At 72.1% G+C, this 22,272-nt stretch carries 21 protein-coding genes, 6 tRNA genes and 1 pseudogene; 15 read left to right on the forward strand and 13 right to left on the reverse strand.

The window, feature by feature from the left end; all coding sequences use genetic code 11:
- The first annotated feature begins 3 nt into the window (after positions 1 to 3).
- Together cobA and H343_RS0113400 are read left to right on the forward strand one after the other, a co-directional pair.
- Positions 4 to 1,314, forward strand: coding sequence for a uroporphyrinogen-III C-methyltransferase (cobA, locus tag H343_RS30465; RefSeq protein ID WP_078505566.1), 1,311 nt, complete (start codon positions 4 to 6; stop codon positions 1,312 to 1,314).
- Positions 1,315 to 1,325: 11 nt separating this feature from the next.
- Positions 1,326 to 2,132: a TrmH family RNA methyltransferase gene (locus H343_RS0113400; RefSeq protein WP_028431571.1), complete on the forward strand. Its 807-nt coding sequence runs from the start codon at positions 1,326 to 1,328 to the stop codon at positions 2,130 to 2,132.
- 72 nt (positions 2,133 to 2,204) lie between these two features.
- Here H343_RS0113400 and H343_RS30470 read toward each other — a convergent pair whose 3' ends face one another.
- Positions 2,205 to 3,755, reverse strand: coding sequence for a protein kinase domain-containing protein (locus H343_RS30470; protein ID WP_078505568.1), 1,551 nt, complete (start codon positions 3,753 to 3,755; stop codon positions 2,205 to 2,207).
- Between the two features lie 691 nt (positions 3,756 to 4,446).
- Here H343_RS30470 and H343_RS0113410 point away from each other — a divergent pair.
- The gene (locus H343_RS0113410) at positions 4,447 to 4,656 is read left to right on the forward strand and encodes a hypothetical protein (RefSeq protein ID WP_028431572.1); all 210 of its coding nucleotides are present in this window, start codon (positions 4,447 to 4,449) and stop codon (positions 4,654 to 4,656) included.
- A gap of 564 nt (positions 4,657 to 5,220) precedes the next feature.
- On the opposite strand, the gene H343_RS0113415 is transcribed toward H343_RS0113410, so the two are convergent.
- Positions 5,221 to 5,292, reverse strand: a tRNA-Val gene (locus H343_RS0113415).
- A gap of 234 nt (positions 5,293 to 5,526) precedes the next feature.
- A complete protein-coding gene (locus tag H343_RS30475; RefSeq protein WP_158679558.1) occupies positions 5,527 to 5,955 on the reverse strand; it encodes a hypothetical protein in 429 nt (142 codons plus the stop codon).
- Between the two features lie 109 nt (positions 5,956 to 6,064).
- Here H343_RS30475 and H343_RS0113425 point away from each other — a divergent pair, with 109 nt between their 5' ends.
- Positions 6,065 to 6,439 (forward strand): LamG-like jellyroll fold domain-containing protein, encoded by a 375-nt coding sequence (locus H343_RS0113425; RefSeq protein WP_028431573.1) that lies wholly within the window; start codon positions 6,065 to 6,067, stop codon positions 6,437 to 6,439.
- Here H343_RS0113425 and H343_RS0113430 read toward each other — a convergent pair.
- The 4 genes from H343_RS0113430 to H343_RS0113445 all read right to left on the reverse strand — a co-directional run bounded on the left by H343_RS0113430 (position 6,436) and on the right by H343_RS0113445 (position 7,132).
- Positions 6,436 to 6,732: a hypothetical protein gene (locus H343_RS0113430; protein ID WP_028431574.1), complete on the reverse strand. Its 297-nt coding sequence runs from the start codon at positions 6,730 to 6,732 to the stop codon at positions 6,436 to 6,438. The genes H343_RS0113425 and H343_RS0113430 overlap by 4 nt on opposite strands.
- A 151-nt stretch (positions 6,733 to 6,883) precedes the next feature.
- Positions 6,884 to 6,955, reverse strand: a tRNA-Val gene (locus H343_RS0113435).
- A 1-nt stretch (position 6,956) separates the two neighbouring features.
- Positions 6,957 to 7,030 (reverse strand) — tRNA-Cys (locus tag H343_RS0113440).
- 29 nt (positions 7,031 to 7,059) lie between these two features.
- A tRNA-Gly gene (locus H343_RS0113445) sits at positions 7,060 to 7,132 on the reverse strand.
- 180 nt (positions 7,133 to 7,312) lie between these two features.
- Between H343_RS0113445 and H343_RS0113450 the strand changes: the two genes are divergently transcribed.
- The 3 genes from H343_RS0113450 to H343_RS0113460 all read left to right on the forward strand — a co-directional run bounded on the left by H343_RS0113450 (position 7,313) and on the right by H343_RS0113460 (position 10,163).
- Entirely contained in the window at positions 7,313 to 8,440 is a 1,128-nt protein-coding gene (locus H343_RS0113450) for a chorismate-binding protein (protein ID WP_028431575.1), read from the forward strand.
- Positions 8,437 to 9,258 (forward strand): aminodeoxychorismate lyase, encoded by an 822-nt coding sequence (locus H343_RS0113455; RefSeq protein WP_028431576.1) that lies wholly within the window; start codon positions 8,437 to 8,439, stop codon positions 9,256 to 9,258. The genes H343_RS0113450 and H343_RS0113455 overlap by 4 nt, the downstream gene beginning before the upstream one ends.
- Before the next feature lie 68 nt (positions 9,259 to 9,326).
- Positions 9,327 to 10,163 carry a GNAT family N-acetyltransferase gene (locus H343_RS0113460; RefSeq protein ID WP_028431577.1) on the forward strand — a complete coding sequence of 279 codons (837 nt, stop codon included), beginning with the start codon at positions 9,327 to 9,329 and terminating at the stop codon, positions 10,161 to 10,163.
- A 4-nt stretch (positions 10,164 to 10,167) separates the two neighbouring features.
- On the opposite strand, the gene H343_RS0113465 is transcribed toward H343_RS0113460, so the two are convergent.
- Complete coding sequence (locus tag H343_RS0113465; protein ID WP_028431578.1) at positions 10,168 to 10,689, reverse strand: DsbA family protein; 522 nt, start codon at positions 10,687 to 10,689, stop codon at positions 10,168 to 10,170.
- Positions 10,690 to 10,794: 105 nt separating this feature from the next.
- On the opposite strand from H343_RS0113465, the gene H343_RS0113470 reads away from it, so the two are divergent.
- Together H343_RS0113470 and H343_RS0113475 are read left to right on the forward strand one after the other, a co-directional pair.
- Positions 10,795 to 11,304, forward strand: a complete 510-nt coding sequence (locus tag H343_RS0113470) for a hypothetical protein (protein WP_028431579.1) — start codon at positions 10,795 to 10,797, stop codon at positions 11,302 to 11,304.
- Positions 11,305 to 11,455: 151 nt separating this feature from the next.
- Positions 11,456 to 11,692 (forward strand): hypothetical protein, encoded by a 237-nt coding sequence (locus H343_RS0113475; protein ID WP_028431580.1) that lies wholly within the window; start codon positions 11,456 to 11,458, stop codon positions 11,690 to 11,692.
- Positions 11,693 to 11,710: 18 nt separating this feature from the next.
- On the opposite strand, the gene H343_RS30480 is transcribed toward H343_RS0113475, so the two are convergent.
- Together H343_RS30480 and H343_RS0113485 are read right to left on the reverse strand one after the other, a co-directional pair.
- Positions 11,711 to 12,316 (reverse strand): CGNR zinc finger domain-containing protein, encoded by a 606-nt coding sequence (locus H343_RS30480; RefSeq protein WP_051265150.1) that lies wholly within the window; start codon positions 12,314 to 12,316, stop codon positions 11,711 to 11,713.
- 192 nt (positions 12,317 to 12,508) lie between these two features.
- Positions 12,509 to 12,922 carry an SsgA family sporulation/cell division regulator gene (locus tag H343_RS0113485; protein WP_003959770.1) on the reverse strand — a complete coding sequence of 138 codons (414 nt, stop codon included), beginning with the start codon at positions 12,920 to 12,922 and terminating at the stop codon, positions 12,509 to 12,511.
- A gap of 190 nt (positions 12,923 to 13,112) precedes the next feature.
- Between H343_RS0113485 and H343_RS30485 the strand changes: the two are divergent.
- From H343_RS30485 to H343_RS0113505, 4 genes and pseudogenes are all read left to right on the forward strand, one after another.
- A pseudogene (locus tag H343_RS30485) lies at positions 13,113 to 13,391 on the forward strand (TIGR02611 family protein); the annotation flags it as partial.
- 96 nt (positions 13,392 to 13,487) lie between these two features.
- Positions 13,488 to 13,559: transfer RNA gene (locus H343_RS0113495), tRNA-Val, on the forward strand.
- Positions 13,560 to 13,897: 338 nt separating this feature from the next.
- Positions 13,898 to 14,362, forward strand: coding sequence for an SRPBCC family protein (locus H343_RS0113500; protein ID WP_028431581.1), 465 nt, complete (start codon positions 13,898 to 13,900; stop codon positions 14,360 to 14,362).
- 31 nt (positions 14,363 to 14,393) lie between these two features.
- Positions 14,394 to 14,465, forward strand: a tRNA-Val gene (locus H343_RS0113505).
- A gap of 60 nt (positions 14,466 to 14,525) precedes the next feature.
- Here H343_RS0113505 and H343_RS0113510 read toward each other — a convergent pair.
- Positions 14,526 to 15,245: a hypothetical protein gene (locus H343_RS0113510; protein WP_028431582.1), complete on the reverse strand. Its 720-nt coding sequence runs from the start codon at positions 15,243 to 15,245 to the stop codon at positions 14,526 to 14,528.
- A 217-nt stretch (positions 15,246 to 15,462) separates the two neighbouring features.
- Here H343_RS0113510 and thrS point away from each other — a divergent pair, with 217 nt between their 5' ends.
- Entirely contained in the window at positions 15,463 to 17,439 is a 1,977-nt protein-coding gene (thrS, locus tag H343_RS0113515) for a threonine--tRNA ligase (RefSeq protein WP_028431583.1), read from the forward strand.
- A gap of 88 nt (positions 17,440 to 17,527) precedes the next feature.
- Positions 17,528 to 18,091: an HIT family protein gene (locus H343_RS0113520; RefSeq protein ID WP_028431584.1), complete on the forward strand. Its 564-nt coding sequence runs from the start codon at positions 17,528 to 17,530 to the stop codon at positions 18,089 to 18,091.
- A gap of 125 nt (positions 18,092 to 18,216) precedes the next feature.
- Here the strand turns inward: H343_RS0113520 and H343_RS0113525 are convergent, their stop codons facing one another.
- Entirely contained in the window at positions 18,217 to 19,887 is a 1,671-nt protein-coding gene (locus H343_RS0113525; protein WP_028431585.1) for a hypothetical protein, read from the reverse strand.
- A gap of 155 nt (positions 19,888 to 20,042) precedes the next feature.
- The gene (locus H343_RS0113530; RefSeq protein ID WP_028431586.1) at positions 20,043 to 22,241 is read right to left on the reverse strand and encodes an elongation factor G-like protein EF-G2; all 2,199 of its coding nucleotides are present in this window, start codon (positions 22,239 to 22,241) and stop codon (positions 20,043 to 20,045) included.
- Between the last annotated feature and the right edge of the window lie 31 nt (positions 22,242 to 22,272).

Genomic DNA, 22,272 nt, shown 5'->3' on the forward strand with positions numbered 1-22,272 from the left:
GCCATGTCCGAGCCCCACGCCCAGACGCAGGACGGGACCGATCCGCCCGCCTACCCCGTCGGCCTCCGCCTCGCGGGGCGCCGGGTCGTGGTCGTCGGCGGCGGAAGCGTCGCCCAGCGCCGGCTTCCCGCACTCATCGCCGCGGGCGCGGACGTGGTGCTGATCTCTCCGTCCGTGACGCCCTCCGTGGAGGCCATGGCCGACGCGGGCGAGGTGACCTGGGAGCGCCGCCCCTACGCCGACGGCGACCTGGACGGAGCGTGGTACGCGCTGGTGTCGACCGACGACCCCGGGACCAACACCGCCGCCTCCGCCGAGGCCGAGGCCCGCCGCGTATGGTGCGTACGCAGCGACGAGGCGTCGGCGGCGACCGCGTGGACCCCGGCGACCGGGCACAGCGAGGGCGTCACGGTCGCCGTTCTCACCGGACGCGATCCCCGCCGCTCCGCCGCCGTGCGCGACGCGGTCGTCGAGGGCCTCCACGACGGCACGATCCACGCACCGCACCACCGTGCCCGCAGCGCCGGCGTCGCCCTCGTCGGCGGCGGTCCCGGCGACCCCGACCTGATCACCGTGCGCGGCCGGCGGCTGCTCGCCGAGGCCGACGTGGTCATCGCCGACCGGCTCGGGCCGCGCGACCTGCTGGCCGAACTGCCCCCGCACGTCGAAGTGATAGACGCCGCGAAGATCCCCTACGGGCGTGCCATGGCGCAGGAGGCCATCAACGACGCGCTGATCGAGCATGCCAGGGCGGGCAGGTCCGTCGTACGTCTCAAAGGCGGCGACCCCTTCGTCTTCGGGCGCGGCATGGAGGAGGCGGAGCAGCTGGCCGGCGCGGGCGTCCCGGTCACGGTCGTGCCCGGCATCACCAGCGCCGTCAGCGTTCCCGCCGCCGTGGGCATCCCGGTCACGCACCGCGGCGTCGCCCACGAGTTCACCGTCGTCAGCGGCCACGTCGCGCCCGACGACCCCACCTCACTCGTCGACTGGGAGGCTCTGGCGCGGTTGCGCGGCACCCTGGTGCTGCTGATGGCGGTGGAGCGGATCGGCGCGATCGCCGAGACCCTGATCCGGCACGGCAGGGACGCCGGCACCCCGGTCGCCGTCGTGCAGGAGGGGACGATGGCGGCGGAACGCCGCGTGGACGCCACCCTGGGGACGGTGGGGGAGCGGGCCACCGCGGAGGGCGTACGGCCGCCGGCTGTCATCGTCGTCGGCGACGTGGTCGCTCTGGGCACGCACGCGACGGGCCGGCAGGCGCCCCGGACGCCCACACGCGCCCGGCAGGGGCCCGGCCCGGCCGCCGAAGGCTGAGGGGGCAGGCCGTGGCTGAGCCCGTCACCGTCGAGGACCCCGACCACCCCGGCCTGGCCGACTTCACCGGCCTGACCGACGTGGAGCTGCGGCGACGCCGCGAGCCCGCCGAGGGCCTGTTCATCGCCGAGGGGGAGAAGGTCATCCGCCGTGCTCTGCAGGCCGGTCACCCCATGCGCGCGATGCTGCTGACCCCCAAGTGGGCAGGGGTCATGCGGGACGTCATCGAGTCGGTGCAGGCCCCCGTCCACATCGTCGCGCCCGAACTGGCGGAGAAGGTCACCGGCTACCACGTGCACCGTGGCGCCCTGGCCTCCATGGGCCGCAAGCCGCTCCCCGCGGCGGAGACGCTGCTGGCCTCAGCACGCCGCGTCGTGATCATGGAGGCGGTCAACGACCACACGAACATCGGTGCGATCTTCCGCAGCGCGGCCGCCCTGGGCATGGACGGGGTGCTGCTCTCCCCGTCGTGCGCGGACCCGCTCTACCGCCGCTCGGTGAAGGTCTCCATGGGGGCGGTCTTCTCCGTCCCCTACGCGCGGCTCACCGGCTGGCCGCACAGTCTGGAGTCCGTCCGCGCGGCGGGCCTGCCGCTGCTCGCCCTCACCCCCGGTGCCGGGGCCGTACCACTGGACGACCTCGCGCCGCACCGTCTGCCGCGTGCGGCGCTGCTGCTCGGAGCCGAGGGCGCGGGACTGTCCGCCGCCGCGCAGCGGGCGGCCGACGAACGGGTGCGCATTCCGATGGCGCACGGCGTCGACTCGCTCAACGTCGGTGCCGCAGCGGCGGTCGCCTTCTACGCGCTGACCAGGACGTGAGCGCGGGGGTACGCGCGGGACGTGAGTGCGGGACATGAGTGCGGGAGGCCGTTCGCGTCCGTCCGGGCACGCTCAGGAGCGCCGGTCCGGCGCGGGGCCCGTCCGGAGGCCGCTCTCCCCGCTCTCCCCGCCCGCGCGTTGCCCTTGCGCCTCGTGCTGCTCGTGAACCGACGTCACCGGTGCCGTACGGCCGTCCGGAGCGGCACGCCCCAGTCCGCGCGCCGGCCCCTCGCAGCCCTGCGCCGCGGCGATGCCCAGCGCCACCAGAGCCGTCACCGTCACGAACACCACCAGCCGCTGCTTGAGCAGCCGGCGGCTGCGCTCCTGGCTGCTGCGCCGCGCGGCACCCGTGGAAGAGCCGCGCCGGGGATCGCCGCCGGAGGGCCGACGCGGCGCCGTACCGCGCCCGGAGGGCCTGCCGCCGCCTGCCCGGGTGGCCGTGCCCGGCGCGGAGCGTCCGGTGCTGCGTTCGCCGGTACGGGGGACGGAGGCGCGCGGCGCGTTCGGGGCGCTCGTGGGCCCGTGCCCGCGCCCGCGATCCGGGCGCCCGGACTCGGAACGCTGACGTGAGAACTCCTCCCCCTTGCGCCGCCTGAGCCGCTCGCCCGGTGTGCGCGGCCGCGAACCCCTTCCCCCGCGGGCGGGCGCGGACCGCTGGGAACCCCCCGCTGTGGCGGGCCTGTTGACGCCGTGCGTCCCCGGGGCCGTCGCCCGTGCCGTCTCGTGCGGGCCGCCGCCGGGAGCACCGTCACCGACGGGGCCCGCGCCGCCGGCGGAGGTCTCGGAACCGTCCTGCAGACCGCGTGCCTCCCGCGCGGCGATCTCCTTCAGCCGGAGCGAGAGCTGGAGAGGGCTCGGGCGCTCTTCCGGCGACTTGACCAGGCACGCGTGGATGAGCGGCGCGAGCGCCGCGTGCACGTTCTCCAACTGCGGTTCCTCGTGCACCACGCGGTAGAGCATGACCTCGGAACTGCCCTGTCCGAAGGGGGAGTCGGCCGTCGCCGCGTACGCCAGCGTCGCGCCCAGCGCGAACACGTCCGTCGCGGGCGTCACCAGAGCGCCGCGTACCTGCTCGGGCGCGAGGAAGCCGGGCGACCCCACGGCCGTACCCACATGAGTCAGCGTGCTCGCCCCGGTCGCCCACGCGATGCCGAAGTCGATGATGCGCGGACCCTTGGGCGAGAGAAGGATGTTCGACGGCTTCAGGTCGCGGTGCACCACGCCCGCCTCGTGGACCGCGACCAGACCCTCCGCCAACGATGCCCCGACGGAGGCGACTTGGCTGACGGGAAGAGGCCCGCCCTCGGTGACCTTGTCGTGCAGCGAGGGGCCGGGCACGTACTGCGTCGCGAACCACGGGCGGTCCGCCTCCAGATCGGCCGCCACCAGGCGCGCGGTACAGCCGCCCCGGATACGGCGGGCCGCCGAGACCTCACGGGCGAAACGCGACCGGAACTCCTTGTCCTCGGCCAGATCCGGGCGGATGACTTTCAGCGCCACCCGCTGACCGCGCCGGTCGGAGCCGAGGTAGACGACGCCCATGCCGCCCGCCCCCAGCCGCCGGTGAAGCCTGAACGTACCGACGACTCGCGGGTCCTCGCGCCGGAGCCGCATCATCGCCATCTCGTTCCCCTGCCTCCGGTGGAGAGGCCGCCCCCGGTCACTGGCAACCTCATGATCCGTTTCCGGTTCGTCCGTCCGACGAGGCACAGCTTACGGACTGCTGCCGCGTCGCGACGACAGGCCGCGCACGCGGCGCCGCGCCGATCGGCGGTCTCCGGCGGCCCTCACCCGGGGCGTCCCGGGGTGCCGTGCCGAACACCCGCGAGCCGGGGTCGTGCCAGGGCAACCTCCGTACGGGGCACCTGACTTGACGGAGCGAAGGGCGGACGGAAACGGCTGCCGTGCCGCCCGCCTCCACGCGGCCCGGGTTCCTACCCCGACGGCCGCGCCCGTACCTGGCTGCTGCCGCGCCGCCACCTTCCCGAAGCTCCGGGGTGAGAGATGTCACCTGCTCACATGCCCTCCGCACGACGGGCGTTGGTCCGCAGGCCGCCGCCTCCGGGCAGCGGTTCGCGCGTCCCGAGGGAGCCCCGAGGGCACCCCTCAGGGATCACCCCGGTATGTGGCAGCAGGTCTCCACCCTGGGGAGTATCCGGGCGCCCGCCCAGTCATCCTGGGGGAGGCCCCGGAGTCGATACGCGGGCATGACGCCCCGGGCGGGCACCCGCACCTACTGTTGTGGCAAGCGGCGGGCGCTGCACTCGTCCCCCGAGGTCAAACGTCCGCCGCCCCATTACGACAGGAGCGGACCATGGCGCACACAGCAGAGCGCACGGCACGCCGGACACGTGGACGGTGGGCGGCGATCGCCGACTTCGGCACACGTCCCGGCGGGCGCCGTCATCCGCTGGTCGCGGCCGCCATGGTGCTGCCCCTGGCCATCGTCCTCGCCATCGCGTTCGGCGCGGTGCAGGCGGTGGTCGCACAGGCGTCGTCCGTGGCCGGAATGCTGGGGCACTGAGCGGTGCTCCAGGCTCGGGAGAGCGGCCCGAGCCGGGGATAACCCGGCCGTCAGCCCCGTGGGGACGGGGGTGCGGCGGACGGCATTGAGGTCCGGACAGCTGGGGAGCTGTCCGGACCTCACACATGAGGGCACCGGCCTTCCGGGGGCCGGGACACCGTGGTCGTCGGGCGTACGCCGTCACCGCAGGCGCCGCGTCCCGAGCCGGGCGCCGAGGCCCCAACCGCCGCCCGCTGCAAGGGAGACCGCGCCGACGCCGCTCACCGGTGGCCCCGTCGAGCGCGCTCGTGCGGGAGGTGTGCGATGCCTCTTCCGCTCACCGGGGGCGTGGCGCACCGGAGCCACCGGCCGTGCTCGTGCAGGGAGGCCACCGGCCGAACGCCCGGACGGAACGGTCGACCGGTCGTCACCGGACGGCGGGCAGGAAGGGCGAGGAAGGACGCAGGGAGTCCGCTCTTCTCCTCATGAGCGCCCCGCTCGCGCGGAGTTGACGCCGAGCAGCGGCCACGGGAGGAGTCCGCACCAAGACCAGTGCCCCGGCTGCGGGGCCGGGGCACTGTGCTGTGCGCGGTACTGGGATTGAACCAGTGACCTCTTCCGTGTCAGGGAAGCGCTCTCCCGCTGAGCTAACCGCGCGGGGCGTTGCGACAGAGATATTGTCACGCCCTGACCTGCAAGACAAATCCGTGAAGGGCCCGGCCCGTCCACCGGGGTCCGGGGCGGTGGTCACTCAGTTGGTCACTCAGCGGGGTGCGCTCTCGGATCCCTGTGTGAACGGTGGCAGCGCGCGTCGCTCCACGCACTGCCACCGGCCCACCAACCTTCAAGGCTGCACCTGGCACCCCGTGCGCGGAGATTGGCGTCGACCGCTCACGGCCGTTCCGATGGGTTCAGGAGCTGCTGCGCCTCGTCGCGGATGCCGGCGTCCTCGTCGTCGGTGAGCACGGTGAGTTGCCTGACGAACTCGTCCGCCTGGTCGTCCGCGAGCATCCAGTTCTGGTAGCTGAACACCTCGCTGACGAGCTGGTCGGCGGTTCCCACGCTCTCAGCTCGTGACAGAGCACCCAGCACAGTGCGCAGCCCGACCCCGTCCTGCCGTTCCAGGAGAGCCCGAGCTGTCTCCTGCGTGACACCCGTGTCGTGGGCATCCAGAAGAAGCCGCTCAAGGACAGGGTTGACCGTCTCGTGCTCCACCCACCTGGCCAACTGCCGTCCGGCCGCAGCTCGTCGCGCCCACGACTCCGAGTCCGCCTCGTCAATGGCCGCCGCGAGTCTGTGATTCGCTCGGTCTCCGCTCATGCCGACAGAATGCCCGGGCGCGAGCCAACGCCCAACGAGGTTTCGCTCGGCGCCTCGGCTTCCGTGCTGGCTGTCGCCGTCGTGCACACCTCGCGCTGCTGGAGGGCACTTGACCTCTCAGGCGGAGGAGGACGTGCATCTCCGATTCGGGACTTCCTACGACGACGGCGCCGACGAGGTCCGCCTGTACGTCGACGGCCGTCCCGGCGAAAGTGCCGGCCGCGGGGGCGACTTCGACTCGGGGGGAATCTTCGTCGTGGGCCGGGGGCTGTCGGGCGACGAGTTCTTCCAGGGAGCCGAGGGAACCATCGACGACGTGCGGGCCTTCGGCAGGGCCCTCTCCCCGGCCGAGGCGAATCCCTGGCACGTGGGTCCTGAGATCCTCGGCGCCGGCACCCGGGGCGGGCGCTGGGCGTCACCGCCGGTGCATCCGCCGTCACAGGCGGAAGGCCGCTGGGCCGGCCGCTCCGCGGGGAGCGGCTAAGAGGTCGCGGTGCCGTTCTCGTCCGTGTCGTTGCGGGCCGCGTCGTCGCCGTGGAACTGCGCATCGATCGCGTTCGCCGCGCCGAGCGCCGTGAGGAGCCAGGTGTCGTCCTGTGGCCGCTGCCGGGCTGCTTCCCGGTGGGCCAGTGCGGCCTCCAACTCGTCGAGGGCGGCCTCGAGCCGGGCGCTGTCCGTCCCGGCTGCTGCGTCGCGAACGTGCTGGCGTGCGTCCTCCACACCCTGGTTCGCGTCCTCGTACAGGGCGTCGGATTCGGACTTCTTCGGATCAGCCATGGTCCCGAGAGTACGGTTCCCGCGCCGCGGTCCGCCGCGCCGGGTTCCCCACGCCGCACCCGGCCACGCCGACGTCGACCGGTGGCCGCGCCGTTGGTGGCCGAACACCACCAGGGGCCGTCTCCCGCTGGGAGACGGCCCCTGGCCTGTGTGGACGATACTGGGATTGAACCAGTGACCTCTTCCGTGTCAGGGAAGCGCTCTCCCGCTGAGCTAATCGTCCTTGGAGGTGGAGACGGGATTTGAACCCGTGTAGACGGCTTTGCAGGCCGTTGCCTCGCCTCTCGGCCACTCCACCGAGCCGGGAGTCCTGAGACTCCCGATCCGAGCGGACGACGAGATTCGAACTCGCGACCCTCACCTTGGCAAGGTGATGCTCTACCAACTGAGCCACGTCCGCAGGTGTTGCACTGTCTCCGGCCCGCTCACGCGTCCCGGTGACGAGGTGAACTCTAGCGGATATCGCAGCCAGCTCAAATTCTGTTCGCCCTGCGTGACCGCCCCGATCCCCTGCCCGTAAGCGGGGGATGCCGTTCCGCCACGTCTTTGCCGTCCGTCCCTCCGCCATAGACTCGACCCTGTGAACGTCCCGCCCCCGCTCGCCCGCTTCGGTGCTCTCCTCGCCACCGACCTGCGGGACGTGACCGGCGACCCCGCCGCACTGGAGTCCTCGGGGTGGTGGGCGCTCGTGGCCGACTTCGAGGGCCGGCTGCTGTGCGCACGCTTCGGTGACGTACGGCGGACGCGGCCGCCCGGCCCGCACGCAGGACTGCCCGCGGCGGCCGCGCACTGGCGCGGACCGGCGCCGGAGTCCTGGAGCAGTTCCCTGGACCGTTCCGCCTACACAGCGGGAGTGGCCCGCATACGCGAGTACATCGCCGCCGGCGAGGTCTACCAGGCCAACCTCTGCCGCGTGCTGAGCGCCCCTCTGCCCGCCCCGCCGGGCGGCTCCGGCTCCGCCCGCGACCGGGACCGCGACCGCGCGGCCTCCGACATCGACGGGCTGTCCTCCCTGCTCGCTCTCGGCAACCCCGCACCGTACGCGGGCACCGTCCGCCTCCCCGCCCACGGCGTGGAGGTCGCCACCGCCTCCCCGGAGCTCTACCTGCGCCGCTCGGGACGCACCGTGACCTCGGGCCCCGTCAAGGGCACCGGACGCACCCCGGCGGATCTGCGGGAGAAGGACCACGCCGAGAACGTGATGATCGTCGATCTCGTCCGCAACGACCTGGGCCGCGTCTGCGCGCCGGGATCGGTCACCGTCCCCGCGCTGTGCGCCCTGGAGCCCCACCCCGGCCTCGTCCACCTCGTCTCGACCGTGAGCGGCGAACTCGCCCCCGGCGCCGGATGGCCGGACCTGCTGCACCACACCTTCCCGCCCGGCTCCGTCACGGGGGCGCCGAAGAGCAGCGCACTGCGGATCATCCGGGAGCTGGAGAGCGCGCCCCGCGGCCCGTACTGCGGCGGCATCGGCTGGGTGGACGCCGACCGCGGGACGGGCGGGCTGGCGGTGGGGATACGCACGTTCTGGATCGACCGCGACGCCCCGGACGGCGCCGTGCTGCGCTTCGGCACCGGCGCCGGGATCACATGGGGGTACGAGCCGGAAGCGGAATGGGAGGAGACGGAACTGAAGGCGTCCCGGCTCCTCAAGGTAGCGTCGGAGACGCACCACCCCACCGGGACGAGCGGAAGGAGAGTCCCATGAGGATCTGGCTCGACGGCGGACTCCAGGATGTGGACGACGCGCATGTCTCCGTGCTCGACCACGGACTGACCGTCGGCGACGGAGTCTTCGAGACCGTCAAGGCCACCGCCGGACGTCCCTTCGCGCTCACCCGGCACGTCGAACGGCTCGCCGCCTCAGCCCGGGGCCTGGGGCTGCCGGAACCCGACCGGGAGGAGGTGCGGCGCGCGTGCGCCGCCGTCACGGAGGCCCACCCCGCGCCGTACGGACGGCTTCGCATCACCTACACCGGCGGTATCTCACCGCTGGGCTCGGACCGCGGCGAGAACCGTCCCACACTCGTCGTCGTGCTCGACGAGGCCGTCAGGCGTCCCGACACCACCGCCGTGATCACCGTCCCCTGGACGCGCAACGAGCGGGGCGCGCTCGCCGGCCTGAAGACCACCTCCTACGCGGAGAACGTCGTCGCCCTCGCCCGCGCCCGCCAACAGGGCGCCGGCGAGGCCCTGTTCGGCAACACACGGGGCAGGCTCTGCGAGGGCACCGGCACCAACGTCTTCGTCGTGCTCGACGGTGAACTGCACACCCCGCCGCTGGAGTCCGGCTGTCTCGCTGGCATCACCCGCGCCCTGGTGGCGGACTGGTCCGGCGCCCGCGAGACCGACCTGCCGCTGGAGGTGCTGCTGGAGGCCGAGGAGGTCTTCCTGACCTCCTCGCTGCGCGACGTCCAGGCCGTGCACCGCGTCGACGGACGTGAACTGCCCGGCGCCCCGGGCCCCGTCACAGCCAAGGCGATGCGGCTGTTCGACGAGCGCTCCGCCGCCGACATCGACCCGTGAGCCGTCCGCGGCCGCCGGCGGGCCCGTGACCGGTGACGCCGGGCGGCGCAGACGGTAGAACCAGAGTGATGACCACGACCCTGCGCCCGACGGGCCCCGAGCAGCACGACGCCGGCGACGTCCGCTCCCGCTCGTACGACATCTGCGTCAACTCCCGCCCCGTCGGCCTGATCCGGCTGACCACCGACACCCGTTACGGCCCCGCCACCGGACGGCTGGAGGCGCTCGTCGTCGAGGAGCGCGAACAGCGGCGCGGACGCGGCACCGTCGCCGTCCTCGCCGCCGAGGAGGTGCTGCGCGACTGGGGCTGCCGGCGCGCCGAGGTCAGCGTCCCCGCGCGGGCCGCTGCCGCGGTGAAGCTGGCGGAGAGCCTCGGATACCACGAACGCGGCCGCAGCATGCTCAAGACGCTCCAGCAGGAGCCCCGGCTGCCCGAGGGCAGCGACGCCCGCGCGATGACCGGGGAGGAGTTCCCCGCCTGGCGTGAGCGCTCACAGCGACAGCTGCGGCGGGTGCTGACGGAACGCGGCGTGCCGGAGGCGCAGGCCGGGCCGAAGGCCGCGGCGTCGTTCGACGAACTGCTGCCGGCGGGCGCCGCCACGCGCGGGGCCGTGCTGCGTGTACTCGTCCACGGGGGCGCCGACGTCGGCACCGTGTGGATCGCGACCGCGGGCGGTCCCCGCGAGGACGCCGACAGTTACGTCTACGACGTCGAGGTCCCCGAGGGACGGCGCGGCGAGGGCCACGGCCGCAGCCTGATGCTCGTCGCCGAGCGTGAATCCCTCGCCGCCGGCGCAAGGGTGCTGGGCCTGCACGTCTACGCGCACAACACACCGGCGCGGCGCCTGTACTCCTCGCTGGGCTACCGGACGGCGGAGACCCACCTGTGGAAGCAGCTTCAGTGAACGGTCACGCCACGCCGTCCGCGGCGGGGCCCAGCAGCCCGTCGGCGATCTCCTCGATCCGCGCCCGCAGGCCCTCCTGGCTCGCCCCGCCGTCCAGCCGCCGACCGTCGATGACGTACGTCGGCGTGCCCGTCACGCCGATCGCCTTGCCCTCGGCCTGGTCCGCGTCGACGATCAGCAGGTGCCGTCCGTCGATCAGGGCCGTGCCGATCTCCTCCGTGTCCAGCCCCAGCCCGCCGGCCACATCGAGCAGCAACTGCTCGCCGCGCGTGGCGAGTTCGGCGCTGCGCTCCAGTACGGCAGCGGTGTAGGCGTCGCCCTTGCCCTGCGCGTAGGCCTCCTCGGCGGCCTGCGCCGCGGCGTAGGCGTGCTTGTGCTTCGCCAGCGGGAAATGCCGCAGACGGATCTCCAGCCGCTCCCCGTACCGCTCGCGCAGAGCGTGGACATCTCGCAGCGCACGGTGACAGTCGGGGCACTGAAGCTCGCACCAGAAGTCGAGCACGGGGCGGGAGTCGGCGTCGTCCATGCGGACAAGTCTCTCAGCCCGCTGCCGGTGCCCACGACCCGGAGATCTCCCTGAATCCCCGTGCGGGCATGGCCTCCCACCTGCCGGTCGTAGCACTATGGAGACATGCTCACCACGACCGTCTGCGCCGCGCTCTCCGCGGCCGGCCTCGCCGTCGCCTTCCTCACGGCGTACCGGCGGCGCTTCGCCGCCGCCACCCGTATCGCCGCGTTCGCGCTGGTCCCGGTCGGCCTCGCCATGGCAGGGCTGATCGGTCTGGGCGGCGAGATCGTCAAGGCGGCCGGGAGCTGGGCGGCGGATCTGGTACTGGATCCCACCGTGTGGGCGGGATTCGCAGTGCTGGCCGTCGCGTTCGTGCTGTACGTGATCGGACGGCTCGCGGGCGGCAAACGCCCCGGCCGCAAGGAGCGCAGGGCCGCGGCCGGTGCCCAGGAGCCCCGGGCCGCAGGCGGGAGTTCCGCCCGCGCGGTCGGTGCGGGCGGGAGCGCTCCGGGTGCCGCCGCGGGGACGCAGGGTACGAAGCAGTCCGCCGCGCAGGGAGGAAAACCCGCGGCCGGGGGCGGGGACGAGGATTTCTCCGACATCGAGGCCATCCTCAAGAAGCACGGGATCTGAGACCCGCACCAGCGCACGCAGCAGCCACGCAGCCGGTGGCCCCATCTATCACACGTGCCCCCACGGCCACCTGAGTTACTCATGAACTCCACCGTGACGTGGGCGTGTTGCTCCTCCCCGCCGGTGCGGGCTGCGTCATCATCACCGCGAGATGGACATGACGCCGCACTCCTCGCGCGAGCTCGACGAGCCGCCCTCCGCGCCTGCCGCGACCGCCCCGCACGTCCCTGTCACGGTCCTGCGTGAACTCCACGAACTGCCGGAGGTGCAGCTCGGCGAGCCGAAGGGATGTCTCTATGCGCTCTCCCAGCCCCCGCTGATGCTCTTCCTCGCGGTGATCGCGGTCCTGCTGGGCATCACGGGCGCCTGGGACCTGTTCATGTCCTGAACGGCCGGCGAGCGCGCCTCAGCCGCCCGCGGTCTCCGCGGTCTCCGTGGTCTCCGCGGTCCCGGCCGTCTCGGCGGACTCGCGCCGCCGCGCCCGGTAGGCGGCCACGTGCAGCCGGTTGCCGCAGGTGCGGCTGTCGCAGTAGCGCCGTGAGCGGTTGCGCGAGAGGTCGACGAAGGCGCGTCCGCAGTCGGGCGCCGTGCACCGGCGCAGCCGGTCACGCTCCCCGGAGACGATGAAGAAGGCCAGCGCCATGCCGCCGTCGGCGGCGAGGTGGTGGGCGACGGAGGCGCCGGGTGCGAAGTAGTGCACGTGCCAGTCGTAGCCGTCGTGGTCGGTCAGCTGCGGGGTCGTGCCGGCCTCGGCCACCAGGGCGTTCACCAGCCCCGCGGCCTCCTGGTCGTCCGCCGCGGCGAAGACCCGCGAGAAGCGCTCCCGCACTGAGCGCACGGCGCCCAGGTCGTCCTCCGTGAGCGCTCCCACGCCGCTGAGGGTGTTCCGCTCCACGTACGCCCGCAGGTCGCCGACCGAGACGAGCCGGTCGGGCCGCTCGCCGTCGGCGGCGCTGTTCAGGAGGTCGACCACGTCCTCCAGCGCGCACCGGGTGTCGTGGTTGATCTGCACGGGTCGCTCCTCGGGGGTCTGCCCTATGGGATCCGGTGCCCAGAGACTAACCCCGGCGGGCACGGCGACGCCGCCACCAGCGGAGTCTCCCGGTGAAGCGGGGAGGTCCGGTGGTGACGGCGTCGCCGTGCCTGGGAAGGCGGGGGAGGCGCAGCCGTCGCCCCGAGTCTGACGGCTGCGCGGGACCGTGTCTCAGCTCTCCGCGAGGATGTGGGAGAGCTCTGTGTCGAGGTCGAAGTGTCGGTGCTCGGTGCCGGGCGGCACGGCCGCGTCGGTTCGCTTGAGGAAGGACTCCAGGGCCCGCGCCGGGGCCTCGAGCAGAGCCTCGCCCTCCGGAGAGCTGAGGGCGATGCAGACGACGCCCTGGCCGTGGCTCCTGGACGGCCATACGCGGACGTCGCCGGTGCCTGTGGGCCGGTGCAGGCCCTCGGCGAGGAGATCGCGGGCGAAGACCCACTCGACGGTCTCCTCGGCGCCCGTGTGGAAGGTGGCGTGGACGGCATAGGGATCGGCCGTGTCGTACCGCAGCCCCGCGGGTACCGGCAGTGATGACTCGCTCGAAACAACGAGGCGCAGGTGCAGCTCGCAGCTGACCGTGGTGTTCATAAGCGCCAGGGCCTTTCGCTCAGTGTGCGCTCGGGGGTTCGCACGTCGGCGAAATCGACATGCCACGTACTCGTCGGTTGTAAACCCCTCTGACCGTTTTGCGAGTATTACAGCCCTTGATATGGCATGTGGCGTTTTTGTTGCGTACGGCTATTCCGGTGACGGCCGCGAGGTCGGTTAGGTTGTTGTTATGTACGCAGAGAGCGACGAGAAGCCGCTGGGGTCCAGGGCCCCCCGGTTCATCAAGGCGTCCAGGCCCCTGCACATGAGCTGGAGGGTGGTGATCTTCCTGCTGGGCCTGGCGGTCGTGATCACCGGAGTGATCATGCTTCCGCTTCCCGGTCCGGGCTGGCTTGTGATCTTCGCGGGCATCGGACTGTGGTCCACCGAGTTCGCGTGGGCGCAGAGGGTGCTGCGCTGGACGAAGCGGCAGGTGCGCGAATGGACGCACCGGATGAAGGTCCGGCGGGAGGAGCGCAAGCGCCGCAAGGGCCAACTGCAGGAGGAGAAGCGGCCGTAGCGGTCATGAGCACCCGCCGGCATGCGCTAATCTTGTGCGCGCAGCGGGCGATTGGCTCAGCGGAAGAGCGCTTCGTTCACACCGAAGAGGTCACTGGTTCGAACCCAGTATCGCCCACATTCTGTCCGGGGCCCGCAGGCCGAGAGTCTGCGGGCCCCGTTTTCTTCCCGGTGTGCGGGCGGGTGCGTACGCATTCTCCGGCGGGAGTTCGCCGTCCGCTTTCTCCGCCTGCGGCCCAGCCGGCGGGAATTCACCTCGCGGTGCAATAGGGCCGGTCCACGGGAAAGCCGCGAGTGCTCCACACGGGTGCTATTCGGGCGGCCGTGCAAGGGCCAAATCCACTGCGGGACAATGGAATTCGGCGCCGCCGCGGGGGTGCGGCCGGGACACGCGGAAACGCGTCCGGCGCGTCGCGGCACAGTGGCGCCGGACGGGACAGGGCGAGGAGTGCGCAGATGACTTCGGGACGGCACCGCTTCAGGTTCCGCAGTGTCTGGCGGCTCGCCGCGCCGCCGGAGGACGTCTTCGCCGTGCTGGAGAACGCCGGGGACTATCCCGCGTGGTGGCCCCAGGTGCGGGAGGTGCGTGTCCTGGAGGAGTCCCGGGGCGCGGCGCGAGTCCGGTCCGTCCTGCCGTACGACCTGTGGATCGCGGGGCGTGCCACCCGGTGCGACCGTGCTGCCGGCGTGCTGGAGTTGGAGATCACCGGGGACCTGGAGGGGTGGGCCCGCTGGAGTGTGCGTGGCGACGGAGCGGGCACGGCCGCCGTCTACGAGCAGCAGGTTCAGTTGCGCAAGCCGGCGATGCGGAGGCTGACGCCCCTGGCGAGGCCCTTCCTGCGTGCCAACCACGCACTGATGATGCGGGCGGGGGAGCGCGGGCTCAGGCGGCGGCTGGGCAGGGGTTTGGATGAAGGCTGAGCGGCACTGTATTGTTCTGCGTGCCGCGAGCGGGCGATTAGCTCAGCGGAAGAGCGCTTCGTTCACACCGAAGAGGTCACTGGTTCGAACCCAGTATCGCCCACGTGTACCGGGAGGCCGGTCCGTCGAGGACGGACCGGCCTCCTCTGCGTCCCGGGCGGGCTCACGCCGCCACCGCGGGCCGCAGCGGCCAGGCCGGGCTGACCGCTCCCGGATTCGTGCGGGGGGCGAACCACGCCGAGGCGCCGCGCACTTCGGCGGCGAACCAGACGGCCTGCAGGGTGTGCAGCGCGGCAGGCGTGAGCGGAGCGAGCCGCGGCGCGAAATGCCGGCCCAGCGCCCGTACGAGCTCCAGTGCGGCGACTGCGTCGCTCTCCGGGGGGCCGGGGGGCTCCTGGCCGGGCGGGCACGCCGCGGCGGCCGGGGCAGGCGTGCCGTAGCGGGCGCTCAGCCCGGAGAGGTCCTCAGGGCCCGAGGGGCCGCCCGCGCCGCGGTTCAGGTGCCGGTGGAGGAGCACCGGGTCCAGGACGCACAGGCTGCGACCGCCGAGATACCCGGTCAGCGGGGTGTGCCGGTGCCGTCTCAACTCCCGGTCGAGCAGCGTCAGATCGTACGGCGCGTGCGCGACCGCCAGGGGTCTGCCGCGTACGGGACCGCACGTCAGCGCACGGGCCAGCGCCTCGACCACCGGACCGGCCGCACCGCACGGCGCCACCGTCCAGCTGTGCGCCCGCACGGCCGTGTGCCCGGTCTCCTGGGTGACCAGCGCAGCGGCGGTCAGCCGGTCCGCTTCCGGGTCGGCGCCGCCGTCCTCCCCGCCGGGGCCGGGCTGCCGGGAGCGTAAGGCCAGTGCGGCGAGCGGCCCCTCGTACCACAGCGTCATGGCGCCACTCCCGTCCGTCAGGGCGTCCCCCCGAGCTGATACCGCAGCGGATGACAGGGCAATCCGGCTTGTCCGTAACGGAGTCCGCCCGCCGTGTGCGGGACGGGTCCGCGGTGGACCTGCCCTCAATCGTTTCGCGAAGAGGCGAGTGGTCTCGGTACGATTCCAGCGGCGCCCGGCGATCGCCGGTGCCCCATTTGAGAGTCAGGAGAGACCGGTGACCGATGTCCGTGTGATCATCCGACGCGATTCCGAGCGGGAAGAGCGCGTGGTGACCACGGGCACGACTGCCGCATCTCTCTTCGAGGGCGAACGCTCGGTGGTGGCCGCGCGCGTCGCCGGTCAGCTGAAGGACCTGGCCTACGAGGTCGCCGACGGCGACGAGGTCGAGCCGGTCGACCTGGCCTGCCAGGACGGTCTCGACATCCTCCGCCACTCCACCGCGCACGTCATGGCCCAGGCGGTGCAGGAGCTCTTCCCGCAGGCGAAGCTCGGCATCGGCCCGCCCGTCCGGGACGGCTTCTACTACGACTTCGACGTCCCCGAGCCCTTCACCCCCGACGATCTCAAGCTCATCGAGAAGAAGATGCAGCAGATCCAGAAGCAGGGGCAGCGCTTCTCCCGCCGCGTCACCAGCGACGAGGACGCGCGGGAGGAACTGGCGGACGAGCCGTACAAGCTGGAGCTCATCGGACTCAAGGGCGCGGCCGCCGACGCCGCCGAGGGGGCCTCCGCCGAGGTCGGCGCCGGTGAGCTGACCATCTACGACAACCTGGACGCCAAGTCCGGCGAGCTGTGCTGGAAGGACCTGTGCCGCGGTCCGCACCTGCCCACCACCCGTGCGATCCCCGCCTTCAAGCTGATGCGCAGTGCCGCCGCGTACTGGCGGGGCAGCGAGAAGAACAAGCAGCTGCAGCGCATCTACGGCACCGCATGGCCCACCAGGGACGAACTCAAGGCGTACCTGGAGTTCCTGGCCGAGGCCGAGAAGCGCGACCACCGCAAACTCGGCGCGGAACTCGACCTCTTCTCCATCCCGGAGGAGGTCGGCTCGGGTCTGGCGGTCTTCCACCCCAAGGGCGGCGTCGTCCGCAAGGTGATGGAGGACTACTCGCGGCGGCGGCACGAGGAGTCGGGCTACGAGTTCGTCAACACCCCCCACATCTCCAAGGAGGAGCTGTTCGAGACCTCGGGGCACCTGCCGAACTACGCCGAGTCGATGTTCCCGCCCCTGGAGTTCGACGGGCAGAACTACCGCCTCAAGGCCATGAACTGCCCCATGCACAACCTCATCTTCCGGGCACGCGGCCGCTCCTACCGTGAACTGCCCCTGCGGCTCTTCGAGTTCGGTACGGTCTACCGCTACGAGAAGTCCGGAGTCGTGCACGGCCTGACCCGCGCCCGCGGCTTCACCCAGGACGACTCGCACATCTACTGCACCAAGGAGCAGATGGCCGACGAGCTGGACGGCCTGCTCACCTTCGTGCTGGGACTGCTCCGCGACTACGGGCTGAACGACTTCTACCTGGAACTGTCCACCCGGGACGAGGAGTCCGAGAAGTTCATCGGAGAGCCCGCCGAGTGGGAGGAGGCCACCGAGGCGCTGCGCGAGGCCGCCGGCAAGCAGGGCCTGGAGTTGGTCATGGACCCGGGCGGTGCCGCGTACTACGGTCCGAAGATCTCCGTGCAGGCCAAGGACGCCATCGGCCGGACCTGGCAGATGTCCACGGTCCAGGTCGACTTCCAGCAGCCCAAGCGCTTCGGCCTGGAGTACACCGCCGCGGACGGCTCCCGGCAGCAGCCCGTGATGCTGCACCGTGCCCTGTTCGGTTCGATCGAGCGTTTCTTCGCGGTGCTGCTGGAGCACTACGCGGGCGCGTTCCCTGCCTGGCTGGCGCCCGTACAGGCGGTCGGCATCCCGATCGGTGACACCCACGTGCCGTATCTGGAGGAGTTCGCCGCGGAGGCGAAGCACAAGGGGCTGCGTATCGAGGTCGACTCCTCCTCGGACCGGATGCAGAAGAAGATCCGCAACGCACAGAAGGCCAAGGTCCCCTTCATGATCATCGCGGGGGACGAGGACGTGTCGGCCGGTGCGGTCTCCTTCCGGTACCGCGACGGGTCCCAGAAGAACGGCGTACCGCAGAACGAGGCGGTCGCGGAGATGCTCGACGCCGTGGAGCGCCGCGTGTAGGAGGTGTCCGGGCGGACATCCGGCTCCTCTCCCGCGGGCCGGGCACCGGGGCTGACCCTGGGGCCCGGCCGCGCACCTGGGAAGTCTTATGCTGGCCCGCATGACGAGCGAGCCGGAGCAGCAGATCGGGGTCGGGACGCCGGACGCGTTCCAGCGCCTGTGGACACCTCACCGCATGGCCTACATCCAGGGTGAGAACAAGCCCAGCGGCCCCGGTGCCGGCGACGGCTGCCCGTTCTGCGCGATCCCGTCCAAGAGCGACGAGGACGGTCTCGTCCTGGCCCGCGGTGAGCACGCATACGCGGTGCTCAACCTGTATCCGTACACCGGTGGGCATCTCATGGTCGTCCCCTTCCGACACGTCGCCGACTACCCCGGTCTCAGCGACGAGGAGACCGCGGAACTCGCCCTCCTCACGAAGCGCGCGATGAACACGCTGCGGGCCGCCTCCGGCGCCCAGGGCTTCAACATCGGCATGAACCAGGGCGCTGTCGCCGGGGCGGGCATCGCGGCGCACCTGCACCAGCACGTCGTGCCGCGGTGGGGCGGCGACACCAACTTCATGCCGGTCGTCGGCCACACCCGGGTACTTCCCCAACTCCTGGCCGAGACACGGGCGATGCTGGCGGACGCCTGGAAGGACACACCCTGAGGCCGGCGGGCGCAGGGCTCCACGGCCGCACGCCCGACTGACCCGCTCACGCCCCGGAGGCCGTGCGCGGGACGGGCCTCATGCGCGCCGTGGACCGGATGCCGGCGGGTCTGCGGGCCGGCTGATCAAGCGTCGTAGGCGTCCGCCTTCGAGGGCTCGGCGGCCTGCACCTGGCCGCTGAGCGCGAGAGAGCGTGCGCCGAACTGTGCGGTGTCGCAGCCGTTCTCCTCCAGTACGCGCAGCGCCGCCGAATGCACCACACGCAGCACCGGGGTCGCCGCACGCAGCGCGTCGTCCGCCATGAAGCGGTGCCGCCACGGCTTGTCCGCCCACGCGTGCCGCAGCCCGAAGGGCTCGGGCAGGTTCAGCTTGCCGCCCAGGAAGTCCAGCACCGGCGGGAACCAGGTGAAGGGCGCGCGTGCGGTCAGCCGGACGACCTCGCGGGCGTGGACCAGCGGCAGCGTGACCTCCTTGGTCTCCCAGAAGCGCACGCTCTTGGAGACTTCCTTGGTCTTCGCCTTCGGCTTCGTGGTGAAGAGCGGGTGCACCGGGCCGAGCGCGTGACCGGTGACCTCGATGCGCAGGGTGTGGTGCAGCACCGTCACCGTGATCAGCAGCGTGATCACCAACTGGCCGTCCCAGAGCACGAACTGCACGCCCAGGTAGTGCCTGTTGCCGCTGCCGAACTGCTGCTCGTTGCAGATGCGCTGTATCTCGAAGTCCCTGATGCGGTAGCCCTCGACCTCCTGGCCCTCGGGGCGGGTGACGTCCTTGGCGCCCTCACCGATGGGGGAGACGATCCAGTGCCGTATGGAGGGCCGGGGGAAGCCGCCGGTGTGCAGCGGGCCGCGCTCCAGCAGGCGCAGCTGGTCGTGGATCGCGCGGACCACGTCCCAGCTGCGGAAGGGGTGGATGTCCCCCCCGGGGTCCTTCGGCACCAGTTCCTCGGCGAGCTGCCAGCTGCCCCAGCGGGTGCCCATGCCGAGTATGCCCTTGGGGCCCGCGTAGTAGACGAGGTTGCTGGCCTGCTCCGCGGAGAGTTTGGCCAGACCCAGGCGGATACGCTCCGCGCCGGCGTCCCCCGGGTGGTGCGGCACCGCCTCGGGGATCTTCGCTCCGATGCCGCTGCCTCCCAGGAGCTGCGCCCACTGCCCGCGCAGCATCTTGGCCGAGCGCTCGCAGACCTGCTTCGCCCACAGCCATCCGACGACGGGGGCGACGAGCATGGCGCGCAGGTATATCGCGAGCCAGCCGTCGAAGGGCAGCTTGAGCACGAAGAGGACCGCCAGCCCGCCCAGGGCGACCATCGCCGCCATGCCGAGGGCGCCCACGCGCTTGTCCTGCGAGCCCGCGAGGGCGCGGCGCAGCTGGAAGGCGATCAGCCACAGCAGGGTGCCGGGCAGGAACAGCACCCCGAAGATCGTCATGATGACCGTCAGCCGGGTGTCGCGGTCCTTGCGTATCCGGTTCGCCGCCAGGCAGTGCTCGACCACGGTCTGCGGCTCGATGCCGAAGGACTGGATGAGTGCCTTGCGCGCGCCGCCGAGCAGCCGCACCTGTACGGCACGGGAGAAGGCCTCCCCGAGGTTCGGTTCGAAGAGGGAGAGGCGCGGCTTCTTCACCGACGCACCGTCGTTGGCGTCCACGATGTCCGTGACGGGCCCGTCGCGGTACGCGGCGGAGGCCAGGGCCTGTGTCGCCGCCGTCTGTCCGCCGGGCCCCGAGAGCGGGATCTGCGCGCCCGGGGAGAAGTCGGACGCGGCCTCGATCCCGTCGAAGTCGTCGAATCCCGCCACTGAGCCCCCACCCACTTCGCTGTGCCTCGCCTGCGTGCAGCCGCGGCCGCCCGCCCGGGATGCCGCCGGGCCGGCGGCACGCACCGACCACGGCACATTCCCAACTGTCGTGGGCTGCACACCTTTTCACGCGTCTTTGTCCAGCGTAGCTGCCGTCAGCCGCCGTTCTGCGCCGCTTCCAGGATCTTGCCGGCCCGCTGCTGGGGCATCGGCTCGTGGCAGGCGTACGTACGGGCGAAGCGTCCCGTCCCGTGCGAGAGGGACCGCAGCTCGACGGCGTACCGGCTGATCTCGATCTCCGGGATCAGCGCCCGCACCAGTGTCTGGCCCGGAGCCGCCTGCTCGGTGCCCGAGACCCGGCCGCGGCGACCTGACAGGTCGCTCATCACCGCGCCGACGTACTCGTCCGCCACGCTCACCCGCAACTCCGCCACCGGCTCCAGCAGATGGATGCGCGCCTTGGCGGCGCACTCGCGCAGTGCGAGCGCCCCCGCGGTCTGGAAGGCGGCGTCGGAGGAGTCCACGGAGTGGGCCTTGCCGTCGTGCAGCGTCACCCGGAAGTCCACCAGGGGGTACCCGGCGGCGACACCCCTGGCGGCCTGTGCCCGTACGCCCTTCTCCACGGACGGGATGAACTGCCGGGGCACGGCGCCGCCGACGACCTTGTCGACGAACTCGATGCCCGAACCTCCCGGCAGGGGCTCCACGGTGATCTCGCAGATCGCGAACTGGCCGTGCCCGCCCGACTGCTTGACGTGCCGTCCGCGCCCGGCGGCCTCCTCGGCGAAGGTCTCCCGCAGCGAGACCTTGTGCGCGACGGTGTCGACGTGCACGCCGTAGCGCCCGCGCAGCCGCTCCAGGGCGACGCTCATGTGGGCCTCGCCCAGGCACCACAGCACGAGCTGGTGGGTGTCGGGGTTCTGCTCCAGGCGCATCGTGGGGTCCTCGGCGACCAGCCGCGACAGCCCCTGCGAGAGCTTGTCCTCGTCGGCCTTGCTGTGCGCCTGGATGGCGACGGGCAGCAGCGGGTCCGGCATCACCCACGGCTCCATCAGCAGCGGGTCGTCCTTGCCGGAGAGGGTGTCCCCCGTCTCGGCGCGGTTGAGCTTCGCGACGCAGGCGAGGTCACCGGCCACGGCCTTGGGCAGCGGGCGCTGCTGCTTGCCGAACGGTGCGGACAGGGCCCCGACCCGCTCGTCCACGTCGTGGTCCTCGTGTCCGCGGTCCTCCAGGCCGTGGCCGGACACGTGCACCGTCTCGTCGGGGCGCAGGGTTCCGGAGAAGACCCGGACGAGCGAGATGCGCCCCACGTACGGGTCGGAGGAGGTCTTGACGACCTCGGCCGCCAGCGGCCCCTGAGGATCGCAGGCCAGCGCGGGGCGGGGCGCGCCCTGCGGGGTGGTCACGGCGGGGATCCCGCGCTCCAGCGGAGTGGGGAAGCCCCCGGTGATCAGCTCCAGCAGCTCGACCGTGCCCAGCCCCTGGCGGCTGCCCCCGGCGGCGGGTGCCGCCGCCAGCACCGGGTGGAAGACGCCCCGGGCGACGGCCTTCTCCAGGTCGGCGACGAGTGTCCTGGTGTCGCAGTCGCCTTCCTCGAGGTAGCGGTCCATCAGGGTCTCGTCCTCGCTCTCGGCGATGATCCCCTCTATGAGGCGGTTCCTGGACTCCTCGATCAGCGGCAGCAGCGCGGGGTCGGGGTCGCGTTCGGTGCGGGTGCCGGAGGAGTAGTCGAAGACCCGCTGGGAGAGCAGCCCGATCAGTCCCTCGACGGGGGCGTGCCCGTCGGGGCCCTCCTCGCCCCGCAGCGGCAGATACAGGGGGATCACCGCGTCGGGGTCGTCACCGCCGAAGGTCCGCTGGCACTGGGCCGCCATCTCCTCGAAGTCGGCGCGCGCGGCGTCGAGATGGGTCACCACGATCGCCCGGGGCATCCCCACGGCGGCGCACTCGTCCCAGACCAGACGGGTCGCACCGTCCACCCCGTCCGCCGCCGAGACGACGAAGAGGGCCGCGTCCGCCGCCCGCAGACCGGCCCTCAACTCCCCGACGAAATCGGCGTAGCCGGGGGTGTCCAGCACATTGATGCGGACTCCGCCCCACTCCACCGGTACCAGGGAGAGCTGCACCGAACGATGTTGCCGGTGCTCGATCTCGTCGTAGTCGGAGAGTGAGCTTCCCTCCTCGACCCTGCCGGCTCTGGTCACCGCACCGGAGGCCAGCGCGAGTGCTTCGACGAGTGTGGTCTTTCCCGAACCGCTGTGGCCGACCAGCACCACGTTGCGCAGTGCTGAGGGCTGGCCGGCCGCCGCTGCCCTGCCGGCGGCTCCGGCGTGCGTGCTCGCCTTGTCGCCCATGTGTCCCGCCTTCCGGTCGACACCCTTGTCG

Source organism: Streptomyces sp. TAA204, from assembly GCF_000424965.1.